The 21067-nt window shown below is 71.4% G+C and carries 16 protein-coding genes and 1 pseudogene; 7 read left to right on the top strand and 10 right to left on the bottom strand.

Going from position 1 to position 21067, the window contains the following annotated elements:
- Window positions 1-297 precede the first annotated feature (297 nt).
- A complete protein-coding gene (locus OHT77_RS05155; protein WP_328826773.1) occupies window positions 298-2109 on the top strand; it encodes a ricin-type beta-trefoil lectin domain protein in 1812 nt (603 codons plus the stop codon).
- A 2-nt stretch (window positions 2110-2111) separates the two neighbouring features.
- Here the strand turns inward: OHT77_RS05155 and OHT77_RS05150 are convergent, their stop codons facing one another.
- The 4 genes from OHT77_RS05150 to OHT77_RS05135 form a co-directional block, all read right to left on the bottom strand.
- Window positions 2112-2609, bottom strand: coding sequence for a universal stress protein (locus OHT77_RS05150; protein WP_328826772.1), 498 nt, complete (start codon window positions 2607-2609; stop codon window positions 2112-2114).
- A gap of 16 nt (window positions 2610-2625) precedes the next feature.
- Entirely contained in the window at window positions 2626-3876 is a 1251-nt protein-coding gene (locus OHT77_RS05145) for an arsenic transporter (RefSeq protein WP_328834162.1), read from the bottom strand.
- A 69-nt stretch (window positions 3877-3945) separates the two neighbouring features.
- Window positions 3946-4680 (bottom strand): DUF4232 domain-containing protein, encoded by a 735-nt coding sequence (locus OHT77_RS05140; RefSeq protein WP_328826771.1) that lies wholly within the window; start codon window positions 4678-4680, stop codon window positions 3946-3948.
- 113 nt (window positions 4681-4793) lie between these two features.
- On the bottom strand, window positions 4794-6206 hold the full coding sequence (locus OHT77_RS05135; RefSeq protein ID WP_328826770.1) for a serine/threonine-protein kinase: 1413 nt from the start codon (window positions 6204-6206) through the stop codon (window positions 4794-4796).
- Window positions 6207-6252: 46 nt separating this feature from the next.
- Between OHT77_RS05135 and OHT77_RS05130 the strand changes: the two genes are divergently transcribed.
- Window positions 6253-6795 (top strand): RNA polymerase sigma factor, encoded by a 543-nt coding sequence (locus tag OHT77_RS05130; protein WP_328826769.1) that lies wholly within the window; start codon window positions 6253-6255, stop codon window positions 6793-6795.
- Between the two features lie 16 nt (window positions 6796-6811).
- On the opposite strand, the gene OHT77_RS05125 is transcribed toward OHT77_RS05130, so the two are convergent.
- Entirely contained in the window at window positions 6812-9187 is a 2376-nt protein-coding gene (locus OHT77_RS05125) for a SpoIIE family protein phosphatase (RefSeq protein ID WP_328826767.1), read from the bottom strand.
- A gap of 256 nt (window positions 9188-9443) precedes the next feature.
- On the opposite strand from OHT77_RS05125, the gene OHT77_RS05120 reads away from it, so the two are divergent.
- Window positions 9444-12536 (top strand): glycoside hydrolase family 2 TIM barrel-domain containing protein, encoded by a 3093-nt coding sequence (locus OHT77_RS05120; protein WP_328826766.1) that lies wholly within the window; start codon window positions 9444-9446, stop codon window positions 12534-12536.
- A 67-nt stretch (window positions 12537-12603) separates the two neighbouring features.
- On the opposite strand, the gene qcrB is transcribed toward OHT77_RS05120, so the two are convergent.
- Window positions 12604-14100, bottom strand: coding sequence for a cytochrome bc1 complex cytochrome b subunit (gene qcrB / locus OHT77_RS05115; RefSeq protein WP_328826765.1), 1497 nt, complete (start codon window positions 14098-14100; stop codon window positions 12604-12606).
- Window positions 14097-15035 carry an RNA polymerase sigma factor SigJ gene (gene sigJ, locus OHT77_RS05110; protein WP_328826764.1) on the bottom strand — a complete coding sequence of 313 codons (939 nt, stop codon included), beginning with the start codon at window positions 15033-15035 and terminating at the stop codon, window positions 14097-14099. The genes qcrB and sigJ overlap by 4 nt, the downstream gene beginning before the upstream one ends.
- Before the next feature lie 191 nt (window positions 15036-15226).
- On the opposite strand from sigJ, the gene OHT77_RS05105 reads away from it, so the two are divergent.
- Together OHT77_RS05105 and OHT77_RS05100 are read left to right on the top strand one after the other, a co-directional pair.
- Window positions 15227-16840, top strand: a complete 1614-nt coding sequence (locus OHT77_RS05105; RefSeq protein WP_328826763.1) for a DHA2 family efflux MFS transporter permease subunit — start codon at window positions 15227-15229, stop codon at window positions 16838-16840.
- A complete protein-coding gene (locus OHT77_RS05100; protein WP_328826762.1) occupies window positions 16837-17190 on the top strand; it encodes a hemerythrin domain-containing protein in 354 nt (117 codons plus the stop codon). Before OHT77_RS05105 ends, OHT77_RS05100 begins: the two co-directional genes overlap by 4 nt.
- 342 nt (window positions 17191-17532) lie before the next feature.
- Here the strand turns inward: OHT77_RS05100 and OHT77_RS05095 are convergent, their stop codons facing one another.
- Together OHT77_RS05095 and OHT77_RS05090 are read right to left on the bottom strand one after the other, a co-directional pair.
- Window positions 17533-18222, bottom strand: coding sequence for a 2OG-Fe(II) oxygenase (locus OHT77_RS05095; RefSeq protein WP_328826761.1), 690 nt, complete (start codon window positions 18220-18222; stop codon window positions 17533-17535).
- A 29-nt stretch (window positions 18223-18251) separates the two neighbouring features.
- The gene (locus OHT77_RS05090) at window positions 18252-18749 is read right to left on the bottom strand and encodes a methylated-DNA--[protein]-cysteine S-methyltransferase (RefSeq protein WP_328826760.1); all 498 of its coding nucleotides are present in this window, start codon (window positions 18747-18749) and stop codon (window positions 18252-18254) included.
- A 137-nt stretch (window positions 18750-18886) separates the two neighbouring features.
- Between OHT77_RS05090 and OHT77_RS05085 the strand changes: the two genes are divergently transcribed.
- Together OHT77_RS05085 and OHT77_RS05080 are read left to right on the top strand one after the other, a co-directional pair.
- Window positions 18887-19132 carry a hypothetical protein gene (locus tag OHT77_RS05085; RefSeq protein ID WP_266777933.1) on the top strand — a complete coding sequence of 82 codons (246 nt, stop codon included), beginning with the start codon at window positions 18887-18889 and terminating at the stop codon, window positions 19130-19132.
- 3 nt (window positions 19133-19135) lie between these two features.
- Window positions 19136-19513: a toxin Doc gene (locus OHT77_RS05080; RefSeq protein ID WP_266777935.1), complete on the top strand. Its 378-nt coding sequence runs from the start codon at window positions 19136-19138 to the stop codon at window positions 19511-19513.
- Between the two features lie 573 nt (window positions 19514-20086).
- On the opposite strand, the pseudogene OHT77_RS44985 reads toward OHT77_RS05080, so the two are convergent.
- Window positions 20087-20941 (bottom strand): annotated as a pseudogene (locus tag OHT77_RS44985) (helix-turn-helix domain-containing protein); the annotation flags it as partial.
- Window positions 20942-21067 lie beyond the last annotated feature (126 nt).

Below are 21067 nucleotides of genomic sequence, written 5' to 3'. Positions count from 1 at the left end.
TTGACAAGACGTCAAATAGTGGGGCCCGGACCGCAATGCACAAAACTGAGGCAGACCTTGTTACGCCTCGCTGACCTGTGCAAAGGTGTGCCTGTCGGCGCGCGGGCACATAGATGATTCCCCTCCGCGCGCTCGAGGCCGCTCCCGTACGTCACCCCCCTTGCTTCAAAAGAGCTGCCCCCAGGCGGACGTCCGGGATGCCATCCATCGGACGGGTGGACTTTGTCGACCTGTCGACGGGGTCGCATACCCGCCGGTATGGACCGAATTCCGCGTTTCACCTGGAGGAATGCAGCCGTGAAGGACGCCGGTCCCTCGAATTCCCCTAGTTCCGCTCACCACTTCGAAGTGACCGACGAGCAGCTCAGCGCCGAGCTGAAGAAGTGGACGGGGACGACGCCCGCGCTGCAACCCGTCGGCGAACTGCTGGACCGGCACTGGGAAGCGGCCTTCTCCTATGCGCGGCTGTGCACCGACGGACCGCACCACGCCGGAATGCTCACCACGGCCGCATTCACCCGGCTCTTCGGGGAATCCCTGCGGCAGTCCGGACCGACCGCCGCCTGGCGCCCCCAAGTCCTCGTCACCGTCCGCCGGATCGCCGCGGAATGGGTCGCCGACCGCCGGCAGGACATGCTCCACCCCGATCTGCGCTCGGCGGCCGGAGAGGGCGACCGGGCCGCCGCCCGGCTGCTGCCGGTGCCCGAACGGCGCCTGCTCTCCAGGGCGTTCCAGCGGCTGCCCCAGTCGGCCCGCACCCTGCTCTGGCACATCGAGGTCGAGTCCGAGCCGTTCGCGATACCCGCCGGACTGCTGGGCCTGGACGAGGAGGGCGCCGAAGTCGAACTCGGCCGCGCCCGGGGCCGGTTGCGCGAGGAGTGTCTGCAGGTCCACCGCGAACTCGCGCAGGACGACGAGTGCCAGCGCTACATCCGGCTGCTGGACGTCACCTTCCGGCGCGGCGGCGCGGAGGTCGACCCGGACCTCGCGATGCACCTCAGCGTCTGCAAGCACTGCCGGTACACCGCCGACCAGTTGAACCAGTTCAACGCCGGGCTCGGCATCGCGCTCGCCGAAGCGGTCCTCGGCTGGGGCGCGCGCGCCTACCTGGAGGTCAGGGTCGGCAGCCGCCCGCTGCCCCCCGAGGTGCCCGTCGCCGCCGGCGAACTCGCGGTGCGGCCCGGCCCGCGGCGCGGCGAACTCAGATCGGCGCACAAGGCCGCCCGCCGGGTCCGCCGCCGCAACCTCGCCGTGGCCGTGCTGACCGTGAGCGGCCTGGTCGTCCTCCCGCTCGTGCTGTGGTCCATCGGCGGCTCCGGCGGCGGCAGGACCGGCACCGAGAGCAAGTCGGCGGGCGCCGCCGGCACCGGCAAGGAATCCGCCAACCCGTCCTGGGTCGGCAAGAACGACACCACACAGGGCACGCTCAGCGGCCGGCTGCACAACGTCGAGTCCGGCCTGTGCATCGGCGTCGTCGGCAACAAGCCCCTCCAGGGCGCCGAGGCCGAACTGCAGAGCTGCTCCTCGGCGGCCGGCCAGCAGTGGTCGTACGAGACGGACGGCCAGCTGCGCAGCACCGCCGACCCCGGTCTCTGCCTCGACTCGCACCTCGCCTTCGAGGTCCAACTCGCTCCCTGCACGAGCGCGTCCTCGGCGACCGGGAAGAACATCCGCTACGACTTCACGCTGCAGGGCATCCTCGTACCGCGCTGGAACCAGGACCTGGCGCTGACCCCCGCCTCCACCGCCGGCGGCGGCGCGCTCGTCCTGAAGACGCGGGCGGACGGTTCGGCGCAGCGCTGGGTCTTCGACACGTCGAAGGCGGACCCGCAGATGCAGGTCGTCAACTGGGACACCGACAGCACCGGCTCGCCGGCGCCCACCACCAAGTCGGCCGCCCCGGTGCCCGTCAAGACCCCGAAGGCCACGCCCACTCCGACACCGACGCCGACCGCGTCGACCCCGCGGACGACGCCCACCACCGCGGCCCCGACCCTGGACTACTGCGACTACTACCCCTCGTACTGCGCGGGGGGCGGCCAGGGCGGCGGTGGCTGGGGCGGCGGCGGTGGCGGCTACGGCGGTGGTGGCGGGCACCGCGGCCACTGATCTCAGGGGTGGTGGTGCGGCGGCGGTGGCGGCGGCATGGTCGAGATCCCCGGCGCCGCCTCCGGCCACACCAGCAGCACCGGACAGGGCGCGTGATCGACGGCGAACCGTACGGCGGGCCCGAGACTGTGCGGGCCGAGCCGGGCCCGGTCGCCGTCGCGGGCCAGCACCAGCAGATCCGCGTCCCCGGCGGCGGCCACCACCTCGCGCTCGACCCGCCCGGTCCGCTCCATGCGGGTGCACGGCCGCCCCAGCCGCTCGGCCGCCGCGTCCAGCAACTCCGCGGCCGACGTGCTGCCCAGGTCCTCCAGCCGGGTCCCGGGATCACGCGCGGGACCACCCCGGCCGAGCAGCCCGGCGAACGCCCCGTGCGCCACGCCGGGCACGTCAGGCCCGCTGACATGCAGCAGCACCACCTCGTCCGCCTCCGGCGCATGCGTCCGTACGGCGTCCACGCAGGCGGGCCATGTGCCCTCGACCAGCCAGGCGATCACACGCATTCGGCCTCCCTCGGTGTCAGAGAACCTGGAGCGACACCCACAGTGCCACCACCGCGGGGACGAGCGCCGACGGCACGGCGATCAGCCCCAGCTTCGTGAACTCCTTGAGATCCACGTCGTGTTCGTGCTGATGCACGATCCGCCGCCACAGCAGCGTCGCGAGCGAACCGGCGTAGGTCAGGTTCGGCCCGATGTTCACCCCGAGCAGCACCGCGAGCACGGCCCCGGGTCCGGCCTGCGCGGTGAGCGGCAGCAGGACCAGGACGGCCGGCAGGTTGTTGATGAGGTTCGCGAGTACGGCGGCCAGTGCGGCGATCCCGAGCAGGGCCGCGATGCCGGTGCCGCCGGGCAGGAGGTGCCCGAGCGCGTCCGAGAGCCCGTTGTCGACCACGGCCCGCACCACGATGCCGAGCGCCAGCACGAACGCCAGGAAGGACGGCGCGGCGGCCCGCACGACCGTCAGCGGGGTCGCCTGCCGTCGTAGCATCGCCCGCCCGGCGAGGACGAGCGCGCCCGCGAGCGCGGCCCACGCGGGGTCGATGCCGATCGCCGAGGTCAGGACGAACCCGGCGAGGGTGCAGGCGACGGTCGCCAGAGCGAAGACCGGCAGCTCGGGCTTGTCGCCGGAGACCGGTGAGGGGGCCGCCGCCGAGAGGTCGCGGGCGAAGAAGCGCCGGAACACCAGGTACTCGGCGCCGATCGCCACCAGCCAGGGCAGCACCATCAGGCCCGCGAAGCGGGTGAAGCTCAGGCCGCTCGCCGCGAAGGCGAGGAGGTTCGTGAGGTTGGAGACCGGCAGCAGCAGGGAGGCCGTGTTCGAGAGGTGCGTGCACGCGTAGACGTGCGGCTTGGGACGGACACCCATCCGGGACGCCGTCGCGAACACGACCGGCGTCAGCAGCACGATGGTGGCGTCCAGGCTCAGCACGGCCGTGATCAGCGAAGCCAGCGCGAACACGGCCGTCAGCAGGCGGCTCGGGCTGCCCTTCGCCCACTCCGCCATCCAGGCTCCGCAGGCCCGGAACAGCCCCTCCACATCGCAGAAGTGGGCGAGCACGAGGACCGCGGCGAGGAACCCGACGACCGGGCCGAGCTGCTCGGCCTCGGCCCGCGCGTGGTCGAGCGAGATCGCCCCGGTGGCCACGGCGATCCCGGCGGCCGGGACCGCCATCACCGCCTCCGGCCACCCGAAGGGACGGACGACGGCCCACACGAGGACGGCGACGAGCAGAACGACGGAGAGAGTCTCCGCGAGGGGGGTGTTCAGGGGACGGTCCTCCAGGACGCGATCAGTGGTGCACGCCCATGAAACCAGGCCGGACCACGAACTCCGGGGTCAGGCGCCCGTGCCCGCGCTGAACACCGACAGCCGGACCGAGGACGAGTTGCCCGACACCGGCACCGTGCCGTTCGTCCACTTCACCTTCAGCGGGTCCTTCTCGTCCGGCGGGGTCACCACCAGCGTGGCGGGCGTCGCCGTCTTCGCACCGCTGATCTCCGGGTTGGAGAACGACAGCCCGGCCCAGGCGCTCTGGCCCGGCTTCAGCGTGACGGTGGTGACGGTCGTGCCCGTCTCGCGCTGCGGGTCCGGGCCCAGCTGCTGGCCGGACGCCCTCGCGAACGCGGCGCCGGGATAGCCGCGGACCGTGCAGGTGCGGCCGGACGCGTTCGTGAGGACGATCGGGAAGTTCTCCTGCCCGGCGCCCGGGTCGTTGCCGCCGACCTTCGCGTTCAGTTCGGAGGTGTGGCACCGGCTGCTGCTCGCCGTGCCGGAGTTGGTGCTCGTACCGCCGGAGCCGGAGGACGTGGAGGTCGAGGTGGAGGAACCCGACGCGGTCGGGTGCGATCCGGTGCTGGCACCGGTGCCGGTGTCGGTGCCGCTCGACGTGGCGGCCGGCGTGCCGGAGCCGTCGGCCGTGGTGTCGCCGCCCGCGGGCGCCGCCGTACCCGACTCGGTCTGCGGGCTGCTCACCGTGCCGCTGCCGTCGCCGCAGGCCGTCGTCAGGCCCAGTACGGCGACGGCGCTCACGAGCAGGGCCGCCCGGCGCAGGGACTGGGACGAGTTAGCCATCTTCGACACTCCTGGAAGTTCTTCGCTCAGCGCCTCGCGCGCTGTCATAGGGGTCCGATGCGGGCACGCGCCGAAAAGTTCGCGGGATCAGCGGAATTCTTCTCCGACAGTGATCAGGTGACCCGGAGCGAGCGGAGTATGCGTGCGGTCGCGTCACCGCTGTGCTGCCGGATCTGTACGTAGACCTGCGGCTGGGCCGCGCCGCCGACCTCGCGGAGCGCCGTCTCCGAGAGGGTGCCCGTGGAACCCGAGCAGTCGCTCCAGGTGCGGATCGTGCCGCGCCAGGTCGCGCTCGAGTAGGCGCGGCTGCCGTCGTAGCGGCACCCGGAGTGGGCGAGGCGGTCCACCTCCGTCGTCACGCTGCCGTGCTCGCTCACGCCGATGAACACGCCGTTCACGTCCGACGACAGGTCCGACCACTGGGACAGGTCGTCGGCGACGGCAAGCCCCGGCTCGTGCCCCGCCTGGAGACCGAGGGCGTGCGGATCCCAGCCCGAGTCGCGCAGCTGACGGCCCCAGGAGGCGGGCACCTCGGCGGAGACCCGGCCCGTGGTGTCCTTGACCCGCAGGCTGGAACTCCCCGACGGGGACGAGGGCAGGTTCAGCACCGCGACGCCCGCGCCCGCGGCCACCACGACGAACAGCCCCGCCATCAGCGCGAACCCCCGGTGGCGGCTGCGCGGCTTGTCCGCCGGGATCTCGCCGGCCAGCCGACTGCGCGGCTGCTGCGCCGGGGCCTCCCCGGCCAGCCGCTCCAGCTCCTCCGCGAACTCCCGCGCCGTCGGCCAGCGCCGCTCCCGGTCCGGCTCCAGCGCGCGCAGCACCGCCCGCTGCACCTCCGGGGACACGTCCGGCCGCAGCCGGTCCGGCGGTACGACCTGACCGGGCGCGCCCGGGACCGTGCCGGTGAGCAGCTCGTAGGCGACCGCGCCCAGGCTGTACACGTCGGCACGCTCGTCGATGCCCGAGCCGGGCTGGGCCTGCTCCGGCGGCTGGTAGCCCGCGGAACCCGCGGCCAGCGTGAGGCCCGACGCGTGCGCCAGGCTCTTGGCGAGCCCCAGGTCGGCGAGCAGGACCCGGCCGGTGCCGTCCGGGGTGGTGCGCAGCAGCACGTTCGTCGGCTTGATGTCCCGGTGCACGATCCCCGCCTTGTGCAGCGCGGCGGCGCCCCGGGCGGCCAGCGCGGTCAGCCGCAGCGCCTCGGCCACGGGCAGCGGACCCGCGGCGAGCAGATCGGCGAAGGTGCCGGCGTCGGCGTACTCCATCACGAAGTACGGCCGTCCGTCGGGCAGCTCTCCGATGTCGTAGACCTGTACGACCCTGTTCGAGTCGGCCCTGCGCAGCAGCCGGGCCTCGGAGAGGAAGCGTTCGACGACGTCGAGGCGGTGGGCCCAGTTGTCGGCGAGGACCTTCACGGCCACCGGGGCCTCGAGGACGTCGTCGTGCGCGAGCCAGACCGTGCCGAACGCGCCGGTGCCCAGGCGGCGTTCAAGGCGGTAGCGGCCGATCTGTTCGACGGAGTGCATAGGACTATCATGCCTGCTCGGAGATCGAGGCGGAGGAGTGGATCCAGTGCGCGAAGCGGCGCTGACCGAAGACCTGGCCAGGCGTGCCGCGGCCGGTGACCCGGTGGCACTGGACGAGCTGCTGCGGACGATCCAGCCGGAGGTCGTACGGCGCTGCGGGCGCTTCCTGCCGTGCCGCGAGGACGCCGAGGAGGCGGCCCAGGACGTGCTGCTCCAGGTCGCCCGGAAGATCGGCACGTTCGAAGGGCGCAGCCTCTTCAGCACCTGGCTCTACACGGTGGTCGCCAACGGCGCCCGGCAGAAGTACCGCGAGCTGAAGCGCCGGGCCGCCGAGCAGCCCGCCGTGATCGACGTGAGCCAGCACGTCGACCCGCGCACCACGAGCGTGATCGCCGGGTCGAAGATCGACCTCCTGGAGGCGCTGGAGCGGCTGGAGCGCGAGCAGCCGCACCTCGTCGCGCCGCTGGTGTACCGGGACATCTGCAACCTGGAGTACGCCGACATCGCCGAGCGCCTCGGCATCCCGCTCGGCACCCTCAAGTCCCGGCTGCACGAGGCCCGCCGCCAGGTCAGGCCCTGGCTGACCTGACCTGTTCCGCTACGGCTCACAGCTCGTCGAAGAGGGACAGCTCCGCCCAGATCGTCTTGCCGTCGGTGGTGTGCCGGCTGCCCCAGCGCTGGGTGAGCTGGGCGACCAGCAGCAGACCGCGTCCGCCCTCGTCCCAGGTCTTGGCGCGGCGCAGGTGCGGGGCGGTGTGGTTGGTGTCGGAGACCTCGCAGATCAGCGTGGCCGCGTCATGGATCAGCCGGAGCCGGATGGGGTGCGCGCCGTAGCGGATGGCGTTGGTGACCAGCTCGCTCACCACCAGCTCGGCCGTGAACCCGGCCTCGCTCAGGTTCCAGGCGTCGAGCTGCTCGACGACCTGCTTGCGGATCGGCGCGACGAGCGAGGGGTCGGCCGGGATGTCCCAGGTCGCGACCTGTTCGGCGGGCAGCCCCTGGGTGCGGGCCACCAGCAGTGCCACGTCGTCGGCGGCTCCGCCCGGCGGGAGCACGGCGTGCAGGACGCGGTCGCAGGTCTCGTCCAGGGAGTCCGAGGGCGCGTACAGGGCGTCGAACAGCAGCCGTTGACTGCCGTCGAGGTCCCGGTCGCGGTTCTCGACCAGCCCGTCGGTGTACAGCGCGAGCACGGTCCCCTCGGGCAGCTCCAACTCCGTCGACTCGAAGGGGAGTCCGCCCAGACCGAGCGGCGGGCCCGCGGGCAGGTCGACATGCTCGGGCGGGCCGCCGGGCCGGATCATGATGGGCGGCGGATGACCGGCGCGGGCCAGCGTGCAGCGGCGGGACACCGGGTCGTACACCGCGTACAGACAGGTCGCGCCGACCTCGCCGGGACTGCCCTCGCCGCCGGCCTCCGCGGAGAGCCGTACGACCAGGTCGTCGAGGTGGGTCAGCAGTTCGTCCGGGGCGAGGTCGATGTCGGCGAGGGTGCGGACCGCCGTGCGCAGCCGGCCCATCGTCGCGGAGGCCTGGATGCCGTGGCCGACGACATCCCCGACGACCATGGCGACGCGCATCCCGGACAGCGGGATCACGTCGAACCAGTCGCCGCCGACCCCGGCACGCGCCGCCGGCAGATACCGCGAGGCGGCCTCCAGGGCGGCGGTGGGCGGGAGTTTGCGGGGGAGCAGGCTGCGCTGGAGGGCGAGCGCGGTCTCGCGTTCGCGGGAGAAGCGGCGGGCGTTGTCGATGCAGACGGCGGCGCGGGCCGTGACCTCCTCGGCAAGGAGGACGTCGTCGGCGGTGAAGGGGTCCATGCGCCGGTACCGGGTGAGGACCGCGACGCCGAGGGTGACGCCGCGGGCCTGGATCGGTACGGCCATCGAGGAGTGGATGCCGTACTCCTGGACGCGTTTCGTGCGGGTCCTGTCCCAGGCGAGCCAGAGTTCGAGGGCCCGGCCGGAGGCGACGAGGGTGCGGCCCGCGACCAGCGCGTCGGCCTGCGGGGAGTGCTCCGGGTACAAGTTGAGCTGGCCCGGCTTCGCCACGGCCTCGGGGCTGCCCTCCTGCATCGACTGGTGGGCGGCCCGACGGAGTCTGATGGGTGCGGTGATCGCGGTGGGGGGCTCGCCGCCGTGCTCCTGCGGGTCCAGCAGGTCGATGCTGACGAAGTCTGCGAGCGCCGGCGCGCAGACATCCGCCAGCTCCTGGGCCGTACGGGTGACGTCGAGGGTGGTGCCGATGCGGACGCTCGCCTCGTTGACGAGCTGCAGCCGCTCCCGCGCGAGGTAGTTCTCGGTGAAGTCGTGCGCGGCGAGACACACGCCCCGCACCCGGCCCTCGGCGTCGGTGATCGGCGCCATCCGGGCCAGCCAGGCGTGCGCCGCGTCCTCGCCGCCGGTGCGCATGTAGATCTGGAAGTCCTGGGCGGTGCCGGAGGTGAGCACGTCCAGCATGTGCTGCTCCAGCTCCGAGCTCGCCGTCTTCCCGCCGATCTCGGTGATCCGCAGCCCCTTGACGCGCTCCTCGGGCAGTCCGATCACGTCGGCCATCGCGTCGTTGACCCGGCTCAGCCGCAGCCGCTCGTCGTAGACGGCGACGGCGCACGGCGACTGGATCAGCGCGGCCGTGGCGAGCGGGTCCTCGGCGGTGCGGGGGCCGCCACCCTCCAGCGGGGTCACGATCAGCCAGTCGCCCGGGCCGCCGCCCGGGGGGCGCCGGTGGTGGGCCAGCAGCCACACGGGCAGCGTGTGGCCGTCGCGGTGCCGCAGGGTGACCGTGCCGTCCCAGCGGGCGCCCGTGATCGCGGGCAGCGCCTCGGCGCCACCGGCCAGCAGCCGCACGGCCGGGCGCCCGACGACCTCGTCCGCGGTGTGGCCGAGGAGCCGCCGGGCTCCCTCGCTCCACCCCGTCAGAGTTCCGGCATCGTCGATGACAACCCGCGCCGTCGCGGCATCGTCGAACGGGTAGACCGGACTCATCGTCGCCACTCCATCGCGCACACTCACAGTGAACAGACCCGTCACTTGTGTTCCAGCCTAGTGCGTCCCGGTGCCGCGCGGACGAGAACCCCCAGGGCTGGGGAGCGCGGTCGGCGAGGGAGAAATCCGGCCGAAGTGACCGACAGGGCACCTGTCCGTCCCCGCACCCTTGACGGCCCGGCGTGGCACCCCGTCAGAATCTGTTCGGTCACGATCAGTTGTGAGTACTTCTGGGCCCTGATGAGGGAGAGCCGCCATGACGGTCACTCGCAGATCGGTTTTGATCGCTTCCACGGCCGCGCCGACGGCCGCTTCACTTCTGTCCTCCACGACCGCGCACGCCGCCCCGACGGCCGCCACCGGCCGCCGCACGGTCCCCCTGCGGGACGGCTGGCGTTTCGCGCTGGTCAACCCCGGCGGGATCACCGACCCGACCGGCGCCTACGCCGAGGCCGCCGCGCCGGACTACGACGACTCGACCTGGCGCCGGGTCGCCGTTCCGCACGACTGGAGCATCGAGCAGACCCCCACCACGGCGAACGGCACCACCAGCGGCACCGGCTTCTTCCCCGGAGGCCTCGGCTGGTACCGCATCGCCTTCACCCTGCCGCCCGCCGTCGCCGGCAAGCGCGTCTCGATCGAGTTCGACGGCGTCTACATGGACTCGTACATCTACTGCAACGGCACCGAGGCCGGCCGCCACCCCTACGGCTACACCGGCTTCGCCCTCGACCTGACCGACCTGGTGCACACCGACGGCACCACGGAGAACGTCATCGCGGTGAAGGTGCAGAACCAGCTCCCCAGCAGCCGCTGGTACTCCGGCAGCGGCATCTACCGCGAGGCCCGCCTCGTCCTCACCGAGCCCGTGCACGTCGAACGCTGGGGTACGTACGTCACGACCCCGGACGTCACCGCCGACCGGGCCGTCGTTCAGGTGCGGACGGCCGTGCTGAACGAGTCGGGCACCGCGAGCGAGGTCGAGGTCAGATCGCGGGTCGTCGACCCTGGTGGCCGGACGGTGGCCCGCACCCACTCCACGGTCACGGTCGCCGACCGCAGCACCGAGAGCCATGAACTCACCGTCCCCAAGCCCAAGTTGTGGGACATCGGGACCCCGGACCACCGTTACACCCTGGAGACCGAACTACGGGTGGCCGGCAAGACGGTCGACACGTACAGCACGCCCTTCGGCATCCGCACCTACCGCTTCGACCCCGACGAGGGCTTCTCCCTCAACGGCACCCCCACCAAGATCAAGGGCGTCGACCTCCACCACGACCAGGGCGCGCTCGGCTCCGCGATCAGCTTCGATGCCGTGCGCCGCCAGCTGGCCATCATGAAGTCGATGGGCGTCAACGCCTTCCGCACCTCGCACAACCCGCCCTCGCCGCAGATCGTCCAGGCCTGCGAGGAACTGGGCATCGTGATGATGGTCGAGGCGTTCGACTGCTGGCACACCGGCAAGACGACCTACGACTACCACCGGTTCTTCGACGACTGGTGCGAGCGCGACGCCACCGAGATGGTCCTCGCCGCCCGCAACTCGCCCGCCGTGGTGCTGTGGTCCATCGGCAACGAGATCCCCGACTCCACCTCCACCGCCGGTCTCGCGATGGCCGACCGCATCATCGGCGCGATCAAGGCGGCCGACGCCGGCAGACCCCTCGTGATCGGCTCCGACAAGTACCGTTCCGTGCCGGCCAAGGGCTCCGCCGCCGACCTCATGCTCGCCAAGCTGGACGGGCTCGGCCTCAACTACAACACCGCCAAGTCGGTCGACGGCCTGCACGCCGCCTATCCCCACCTGTTCCTCTTCGAGTCGGAGTCCTCGTCCGAGACCTCGACCCGGTCCACCTACCAGGAGCCGGAACACCTCAACACCGGCGAGAACCACACCCCGGGCAGACGCGCGACCTCGTCCTACGACAACAACCTCTCCTCCTGGACGATGAGCGGCGAGTACGGCCACAAGAAGGACCGGGACCGGAAGTGGTTCGCGGGCCAGTTCCTGTGGTCCGGCATCGACTACATCGGGGAACCCACGCCGTACAACGTGTTCCCGGTCAAGGCTTCCTTCTTCGGCGCCGTCGACACGGCCGGCTTTCCGAAGGACATGTACCACCTCTTCCGCAGTCAGTGGACGAGCGAGCCGATGGTCCACCTGGTGCCGATGAGCTGGAACCACGAGCCGGGCGACACCGTCGAGGTCTGGGCCTACGCCAACGTCGACACCGTCGAGCTGTTCCTCAACGGAAAGTCCCTCGGCACACGGGAGTTCGACACCAAGAAGACCACCGACGGCCGCACCTACCTGGAGACCACCGAGGCCACCGGCGACGACAAGACCTTCACCACCGGCCCCTACCCCGGCAGCTACACCAGCCCGAACGGCAGCGCGGGCAGACTCCACCTGAGCTGGAAAGTCCCCTACGAGCCGGGCGAGTTGAAGGCGGTCGCGAGCCGTGGTGGGAAAAGGGTCGCGACGGACGTCCTGCGCACCGCCGGACCCGCACACGCCGTACGCCTCACCGCCGACCGCAAGTCCTTCGCGGCGGACGGCCGTTCACTGGTCTTCGTCACCGCCGAGATCGTCGACGCCCACGGTGTCGTGCTGCCCGACGCCGAGGACCTGATCGCCTTCGACGTGAAGGGCGGTTCCCTCGCCGGTCTCGACAACGGACGCGAGGAGAGCGCCGAGCGCTACCAGGCGAGCAACCGAACCGCCTTCCACGGCAAGGCACTTGCGATCGTCCGGTCCGGTACGTCGGCGGGTGCGCTGAAGGTGACGGCACGTGCGGAGGGGCTACGCACGGGCACGGTCACGGTCCGTACGACACCCGCCCGGGACGTGGCACTCACCCCGCCCCCGCGCTTCGAGGCCGACCATCCCGCTCCGCCCAACTACCCGTACGCCGACGCCAGTTACTCGGGCCGCCCCGACACCCTCCCGGCCGCCATGCTCGACGGCGACGCGGCCACCGGCTGGTCCAACGCCTTCGCCAAGTCGGCCACGGCACTGCTGCCCGCCTTCAACGGCGCGCGCGGAGAGGACTGGGTGTCGGTGGACTGGGGGAGGAGCCGCTCCTTCGACCGGGTGGAGGTGTCGTTCACGGTGGACGCGACGCACGCGCTGCCCGCGACGGTGACGGTCACGGTGTGGAACGGACGCGCGTGGGCGCCGGTCAAGGGGGCCGCCGTCGACTGGGCCACGGCTTCGGACGCGCCGACCGTCATCAGCTTCGGCGCGGTGCGTGGATCACGGCTGCGGTTGACGCTGACGAGCAGCCATCCGGGGACACCTCAAGGGGCCCTGCGGATCAGCAAGTTGGAGGCACCGGCGGGGTAGGGAAGCCGTTGGCGGCGCGGACGGGCACGTGGCCTGTCCGGGCCGCCGACGCGATGGAGCCGCTGAACTACGGCTCGCGCTCCACGAGTTCCCTCTGCCGCTTGTGTGCGGTCAGGGTGTGCAGTTCGGCCTGGTCGAGCGGCCGGTGCAGTTCCACGTACTCGCCGTGCGGCAGGCGCTTGATGAGGCCTGTCTCGCGGCCGTGCAACACCAGTTCCGCGTCGCGGAGTTGGAGGCCCAGGCAGATGCGGCGGGTCACGACGAAGGCCAGCGCCGGTACGACGAACACCGCCACCCGTACCGCCCACGTCACCGTGTTGATCGACAGGTGGAGGCGGGTCGCCACGATGTCGTTGCCGCCGCCGGCCAGGAGGATCAGGTAGAGGCTGATCCAGGCCACGCCGATGCCGGTGCGGGTGGGGCGGTTGCGGGGGCGGTCCAGGAGGTGGTGCTCGCGTTTGTCGCCGGTCCGCCAGGACTCCAGGAACGGGTAGACGCCGATGAGGACCAGGAGGAGCGGGAAGACGACGATGGGGATGAGCACGCCGAGCACCAACGTGTGGCCCCGGAGGGTGACTTCCCATCCCGGCATGACCCGGACCAGGCCCTCCGCGAAGCCCAGGTACCAGTCCGGCTGGGCACCCGTCGAGACCTGGTCGGCGCGGTAAGGGCCGTAGGACCAGACCGGGTTGATCGAGGCCACCGCCGCCAGGGCGGTGAGGGCGCCGAAGACCAGGAAGAAGAAGCCGCCCGCCTTGGCGAGGTAGACCGGCATGAACGGCGCGCCCACCACGTTGCGTTCGGTGCGGCCGGGGCCCGCGAACTGGGTGTGCTTGTGGTAGACGACCAGGAGGACATGGACGACCACGAGGGCCGCCATGATGCCCGGGATCAGCAGCACGTGGAGCGAGTAGAAGCGGGACACGATGTCGTGGCCCGGGTACTCGCCGCCGAACAGGAACATCGAGAGGTAGGTCCCGACGATCGGGACCGACAGCAGCGCGCCGTCGACGAAGCGCATCCCCGTGCCCGACAGCAGGTCGTCCGGGAGCGAGTAGCCGAAGAGACCCTCGAACAGGCCGAGGAACAACAGGGTCCAGCCGAACAGCCAGTTGAGCTCGCGCGGCTTGCGGAACGACCCCGTGAAGAAGTGCCGCATCATGTGCGTCAGCATCGCCGCGATGAACACCAGCGCCGCCCAGTGGTGCAGCTGCCTGACCAGCAGCCCGCCCCGCACGTCGAAGCTGAGATGGAGCGTCGAGGCGTAGGCGTCGGACATGCGGATGCCGTTGAGGGGGACGTAACTCCCGTGGTACGTCACCTCGTTCATCGACGGGTGGAAGAACAGGGTGAGGTAGATGCCCGTCAGGATCAGCACCACGAAGCTGTACAGACAGATCTCGCCGAGCAGGAACGACCAGTGGTCCGGGAACACCTTCCGCAGATACTGCTTGCCGAGGGTGTGGATGCCGAGGCGGCCGTCGAACCAGTCGGCGACGCGTTCGCCCCGCGAGGCGCCGGGAGTTGAGGAGGCGGGCGTCGAGGACTCGGGTGTCGTGGTCACTGGCCCTCCTCGTCCTTGTGCACGTGCGTGAGCTTCTCGGGGTTGGTCACGATGTAGACCCCGGACACCTGGTCGCCCTCGGGCGTGAGGTCCATGACCATCACCGCGTACGGCGCGTCGCCGTCGAACAGCACGGCCGCGTCGTCGCCGTTGACCCGTCGGTAGGTCAGCTCCAGTTCCTGTGGGCCGCGGCGCCGGTTCGCGAACGAGTTGATGAGCCGGACGGCCTTGTCCCGCCCGTGCACCGGGCGCAGCCCCGCCGGTTTCCGGTTGCCGCCGCTGTCGGTCCACACCGTGACGTCCGGCGCGAGGATCTCCATCAGCGCGGCGATGTCCCCGCCGACGGCGGCCCGCACGAACCGCTCGGTCGCCTCCCGGCGCACCCGGGGATGCGCCTCGTACAGCGGCCGGCGCGCGTGCACATGGCCCCGCGCCCGGTGCGCGAGCTGCCGTACGGCGGCCGGGGTGCGGTCGATGATGTCCGCGATCTCGGTGTGGGCGTACCCGAACACCTCGTTGAGGACGAAGACCGCGCGCTCCAGCGGGGTCAGTGACTCCAGGACGACCAGCATGGCCATCGACACCGACTCGGCGCGCAGGGCGGGGTCCTCGGGGTCTCCGTCGGCGGTCTGGTCGACCAGCGGCTCGGGCAGCCACGGGCCCACGTACGTCTCGCGACGGCGGCTGATCGTGGCGCGGCGCTGGAGCGCGTGGTTGACGGCGATGCGGACGAGATAGGCGCGCGGGTTGGTGATGGTGGCCAGCGGGGCGCGCCGGGCGCGGGCCGTCCAGGACAGCCAGGTCTCCTGGAGGACGTCGTCGGTGTCGGCGACGCTGCCCAGCATGTTGTAGACGAGGCCGAACAGCAGCTCGCGGTGGTCCATGAAGACAGTCGTCGCCTCATCGTCGACAGCGATCCCGGAAGTCTCGGACATGTATGCGCCTCCCCAGTGCCGTGCTCACTACTGCGAGGGGTGGCGGGGCGCGGAATGTGACGCGCGACGGCCTGAATGTGACGTACGTCTCGGGAAAACGGGGCCGTGTCACACCCGTCGACGGCCCGGCCCTCTTGAACGCGAGTCCGGTGCACAGCCGGACCCGCAGTCGGACGTAAGGAGTCGACCTCGTGTTCAAGAAGTGGCACGGCAACCCCTGGGCGATCCTCATCACGCTCTCGCTCGGGTTCTTCATGACCCTCCTCGACCTGACGATCGTGAACATCGCGATCCCGCAGCTCGGCGAGGACCTCGACGCGTCCCTGGACGAGATCCTGTGGGTCGTCAACGCCTACACGCTGGCGCTGGCCGTCCTGCTGATCACCGGCGGACGCCTCGGCGACCTGCGCGGCAAACGCAATCTGTTCGCCGCCGGAGTCACCGTCTTCACCCTGGCCAGCCTCGCCTGCGGCCTCGCACAGGACCCGGCCCAGCTCATCGGGTTCCGCGCGGTGCAGGGCCTGGGCGCGGCCCTGCTCATGCCCCAGACCTTGTCGATCATCGCCGAGGTGTTCCCGGCCGACCGGCGCGGTGTCGCGATGGGCATCTGGGGCGCCGTGGCGGGCGTCTCCGGCGCGCTCGGCCCGATCCTCGGCGGGGTGCTGATCACCCATCTGTCCTGGCGCTGGATCTTCTTCGTCAACCTGCCCATGGGCGCGCTGGTGCTCGTCCTCACCATGGCGATCATCCCCGGCTCCCGGCACACGGTACGGCGCCGCTTCGACACCCTCGGCGTCATCCTCGCCTCAACTGCCCTGTTCTGCCTGGCCTTTGGACTGACCGAGGGGCAGCGCTACGACTGGAACGCCTGGATCTGGAGCCTGTTGGGCGCGGCCGGTGTCGTCTTCGCCGCGTTCCTGCTGCACGAGCGCGGCCAGCAGGACGGTGAACCCCTGGTCCCGTTCACGCTGTTCAAGGACCGGGACTTCTCCCTCATCAACTTCGTCGGCGTCACCGTGTCGTTCGGCGTGGTCGGGATGTTCCTGCCGCTGACGATCTACCTGCAGTCCGTGCTCGGCTTCAGCGCGCAGAAGGCGGGGCTCGTGCTGCTGCCCGTCGCACTCGGTTCGTTCGTCATGGCCGGGCCCGCCGGGGCGCTCGCGGACAAGGTCGGCGGCAAGTTCATCCTGATGGGCGGGCTGCTCGCCTGGGCGGGCGGACTGGTCTGGTTCGTCGGGGTCGCGGACGTCGGCACGGGCTGGCTGACCGTCGCGTTCCCGCTGTTCCTCACGGGGCTGGGCGTCGGCTGCACCTTCGCGCCCATGGCCACGGAGGTCATGCGCAATGTGCCGCCCCGGCTCGCGGGCGCCGCGTCCGGTGTCACCAACGCGCTCCGGCAGGTCGGTTCGGTGCTCGCCGGTGCGGTGATCGGGGCGGTGCTCCAGGCGCAACTCGCGTCGTCCCTGACCGAGCAGGCTCGGGCTCGGGCCGGTCAACTCCCCGCCGCCTACCGGGAGTCGTTCGTCGGCGCGTTCTCGAAGGCCGAGTCCGACGTCAGCGCGGGGCAGCAGGGCGGTGCGCCCGCCGGGGTGCCGCGCGGTGTCGCCGAGCGGATGCGTGCCCTCGGGGACCAGGTGTTCGGGCACGGCTTCGTCCATGCGATGGGGCCCGCCGTGTACGTCGCCGTCGCCGTCCTGCTGGCCGGCGCGCTCGCCTGTCTCGCCGTACGGCGGCACAACGGGCCGTCCGCCAATCCGCATGCCCTGCCCATGTCCGAACCCGAGTTGGAGGAAGCGGCGCGATGAGTATCGACTTCACGGCCATGTACGCGTCCCACGATGCGTTCCGGCGCGATCTGGAGCGGCTTGCCTCGGCGGTCTCTCAGAGGCGGGCGTTCACCTTGCCGGTGCGTGCGGGGTGGGACAACTTCAAGCATCAGCTGCATGTCCATCACACCGCCGAGGACAGCGACTTGTGGCCCCGGGTTCGGGAGCGGGTTGCGGGGCGAGGACGGGATCTCGCGCTGCTCGATGACATGGAGGCGGAGCACGTATTGATCCGCTGCTGGACGCCGTCGACGCTGCTCTTGCCGAGCGGGCCTCCGAACTGCCTGACCTTGTGCGGGCGTTGCTTGCGACGCTTGATGATCACCTGAAGCATGAGGAGGACAGGGCGTTGCCGTTGATGCGGGAGGCGTTGACCGGTGGGGACTGGGCGGCGTTTACCGGGCGGGTGCGGAGGGAGCAGGGGGTGCGGGGGGCTGCGGTGTTCGTGCCTTGGCTTGTTGACGGGGTGTCGGGGGAGGAGCGGGAGAGGGCGCTGGGGGCTTTTCCCGCGCCGGTGCGGGTGCTCAACCGGGTGTTCTGGGAGGGGAGTTATCGGCGGCTGGGGCTGTGGGGTGGGTAGTCGGGTGCGGCGGCGTGGGGGCTGGGCGCGCAGTTCCCCGCGCCCCTGAAAGCAGGACCGGCTTCGCCGGTCCGCTTTCGGAGCGCCGGCCTCACGTTGCGTCGTGGAACACCAGGCCCAGGGCGTGACGCTTGCCGGAGCGTACGGTGCTCACCCCGTGGCGCATCGGGCCGGTCGACCAGCCGCGTTTTGTTCTCACCGGGCGGTCTCGGGTGGTGAAGACCAGGCCGTGGCCCTGTTGGAGCGGGGTTGCGGTGGCTCGGGACTGGGCTCGGGGGCGTTGTTCGACCATGAGGAACTCGCCGCCGGTGTAGTCGGTGCCGTACTCGTCCAGGCCGATGACGACCTGGAGCGGGAAGACCAGCTCGCCGAAGACATCGCGGTGCAGGGCGTTCCAGTCGCCCTCGCCGTACCGGAGGAGGATCTGTGCCGAACGGTCCTGGCCGGCCGCGTGGCACTGGGCGAGCCATTCGTCCAGGTCGTCCGGCCAGGGGGACGGGCGGTCGAGGCGGGCCGCCCAGTCCCGGGCGATCGGCAACAGACGCGGGTAGAGCGCGGCGCGCAGGGCGGCCACCGGTGCGGGCAGGTCGTGGGTGAAGTAGCGGTACTCGCCGGAGCCGAAGCGGTGGCGGGCCATGTCCACGGTGGTGCGGAACAGCTCCGGCTTCTCGTACAGGGCTGTCAGGTCGCGGCACTCCGCGGGGGTCAGCAGTTCGGCGGTCGGCGCGCTGCCGTACTCGTCCAACTCGGCTGCCAGGGCTGACCAGTTGGTGCGGTCCATTGCTCCTCCTTCCGGGTCCCGGGTCCGCGTCAGCCGAGCATCGGCTGCAACGCGCCCTCGTGGGTGAGGAGGTGGACCTTGCGCTCGACTCCGGCCGCGTAACCCCGCATCGAGCCGTCCGCGCCGATCACCCGGTGGCACGCGCGCACCAGCAGCAGCGGGTTGGCGCCGAGCGCCGCGCCCAGTGCCCGGACCTCGGCGCGCGGCACGCCCAGGCGCTCGGCGAGGGCGCCGTAGGTCGTCGTGGTGCCGTACGGGATCTCGTCGAGGGCCTGCCAGACGCGCTGCTGGAACTCCGTTCCCTCGGCGGCCAGCGGGAGGTCGAAGCGGGTGAGGTCTCCGGCGAAGTACGCGGACAGCTGGCGGGCGGCCTCGGTGAAGGCCTCGTCGTCGCGTCGCCAGTCGGCGGGGACGGTCGGCTGGTCCGGCATGGTCAGGGAGGTGAGGGTGGTGCCGTCGGCCGTCTTCTCGCCGGTCAGGAGCAGCGCGCCCACGGGGCTGTCGATGAGTGTGCAGACCGTGTTCATGGAGACGAGTCTGCTCCGCGGAGGCGGTCATCACCGGCGGGATTCGGACATGGTGTTGGGGCCGGTTCGGTACCGTCGGGTGTGCCTCTTGACCTGGGGGTATTTACGGGTAAGTACCCGAGCGGTACCGTGTGGGCATGCCAGCTCTCAACGTGGAGTTCAGCGATCGCGAGCTAGAGGACCTGCGGCAGATCGCCAAGGAGCGCGGTACGTCGATGAAGGCGCTGGTGCGTGAGGCCGCCGCCGCCGACATAGCCCGGCACCGGGCGCTCCAGGAAGGGGCCGAGGCCTTCCGCCGGTTCTTCGCCACGCACGCCGACGAGTTCGCCGCCGCGTTCCCGGACGACGAACCGGCGACCAAGGGCGAGGGGCGGGTCGCCTGACGCATGCCGGACGCCATCCATATCGACGTGCCCTGGCTGCTCCAGCGTCATGAGGAAGTCCTGCCGGACCAGCCCACCATCAACGACTTTTCGGCGTTAGTAGCTGCCGTCGCCCGGCACCGCGTCGACCCGCCCCGCCTCGGCGTCGACTCCGACCCGGCCTGGCGTGCCACCGCCCTCCTGCACACCCTCGCCCTGCTCAAGCCCCTGCCCTCGGCCAACGCCCGCTTCGCCTGTGCCACGGCGGTCGCCTACATGTTCGTCAGCGGCGTCGGCATCGACCCGCCCTACGGCGCGCTCGTCGACCTCGCCCGCGATCTGATCTCCGGCAAGACGGATATCTACGGAGCGGCGGACCGGCTGCGGTCCTGGCAAATCTGAGGGGAGGTCTCACGAATAGGCCTCACTGGGCGGGTCCGGCTAGCGGTCCTCGTCACGGCGAGCGGTCTCGTCGCGCTCCAGCGGGATTCCCCGCGGGGGTGCTTCGCCGCCGGCCACGGCCCGGCCGTCGCCCTGGCGGGACGTCTGGGCCGACGTGTCCCGCAGGTCGTCGGGCAGGTCGTCCCGCAGGTCATCCTGGCGAGAGGGCTCGCCGCGCGCCGTCCGCAGTTTTCCCTCCGGGGGCGTTTCGCTGGACGGCGCCTGTGAGTCTTCCTGCCGGGGTGGAGTGCCGGACGCGGCCCGTGAAGCTTCCTGCCGGGGTGGAGTGCTGGACGCGGCGCGTGAGTCTTCCCGCCGGGGTGCAGCGCTGGACGCGCCGCGTGAGTCTTCCTGGCGGGGTGGAGTGCTGGACGCGGCGCGTGAGTCTTCCCGCCGGGGTGGAGCGCCGGAAGCGCCGCGTGAGTCTCCCTGCCACGGTGGAGTGCTGGACGTGGCCCGTGAGTCTTCCTGCCGGGGTGCAGCGCTGGATGCGCCGCGTGAATCTTCCTGCCGGGGTGGCGCGCCCGACGCGGCCCGTGAATCCTCTCGCCATGGTGGCGTGCCGGGCGCCGTCAGGCTGCCCAGCAAGCCCAGTAGTTCCGCGCTCCGGCTCCCGGGCTCCGCGTGGAAGACGACCAGGCTCAACGCGTCCGTGCCCGGGATCTCGAACTTGTTCGACCGGAGTTCGAAGTCACCGACCAGCGGGTGGCTGAGGAGACTGGTCCGGCCGAGCATGGGCCGTACCTCGTGGCGGCTCCACAGGTACCGGAAGCGGTCGCTGCGTACCGACAGCTCGCCCACCAGCTCCACCAGCCGGGGATCGTCGACGTCGGGCCCGATGTGGCCGCGCAGGGTCGCCACGCCCTCGGCGGTCAACTCGTCCCAGTCGCGCCGCAGTTCGTGTTCGGCGGGGTCGAGGAACACCGCCCGCAGCAGGTTCACACCCGGTGTGTAGTTCGGGGACAGCGCCGTGCACAGCGCGTTGGCGGCGAGGCAGTCCGTGAATCGGTTCTGCACGTACGCCGGGTGCCCGGACCAGGTGTCCAGCAGCTCGCGGACGCTGGCCGGTACCGCCTCGGGCCGCCTCGCCCGCCTGCGGGACACGGCCGGCCGCTCGGGCTGCGCCAGGCTCAGCAGGTGGGCGGTCGCGGAGGCGTCGAGGCGCAGCACCCGGGCCAGCGCCTCCAGCACCTGCACCGACGGGTTGCGGTCGCGGCCCTGCTCCAGCCGGAGGTAGTAGTCGGAGCTGATCCCGGCCAGCAGGGCGACCTCCTCCCGGCGCAGCCCCGGCACCCGGCGCAGCCCGCCGCCGCTCAGGCCCACGTCCTCGGGCCGGACCCGCTCACGGCGGGCCCGCAGAAACTCGCCGAGCGCGTTCTTGCTGTCCACGTCACCACCGTAGGTCCGAATCCTCCGCGGTGCGTGTCCCTGTCACTACCAGGAACATCCGGGTACTGCCTGCCCGGCCGGGACAGGCGCAGTGTCGATGGCAGGACCGGACCGCACACCGCGGAT

Origin of the sequence: Streptomyces sp. NBC_00252 (genome assembly GCF_036187565.1) — a bacterium.
Lineage (GTDB): Bacteria > Actinomycetota > Actinomycetes > Streptomycetales > Streptomycetaceae > Streptomyces.
The sequence above is the reverse complement of the archived record's forward strand: the minus strand, read 5'-3'. Positions and strand labels throughout refer to the sequence as shown.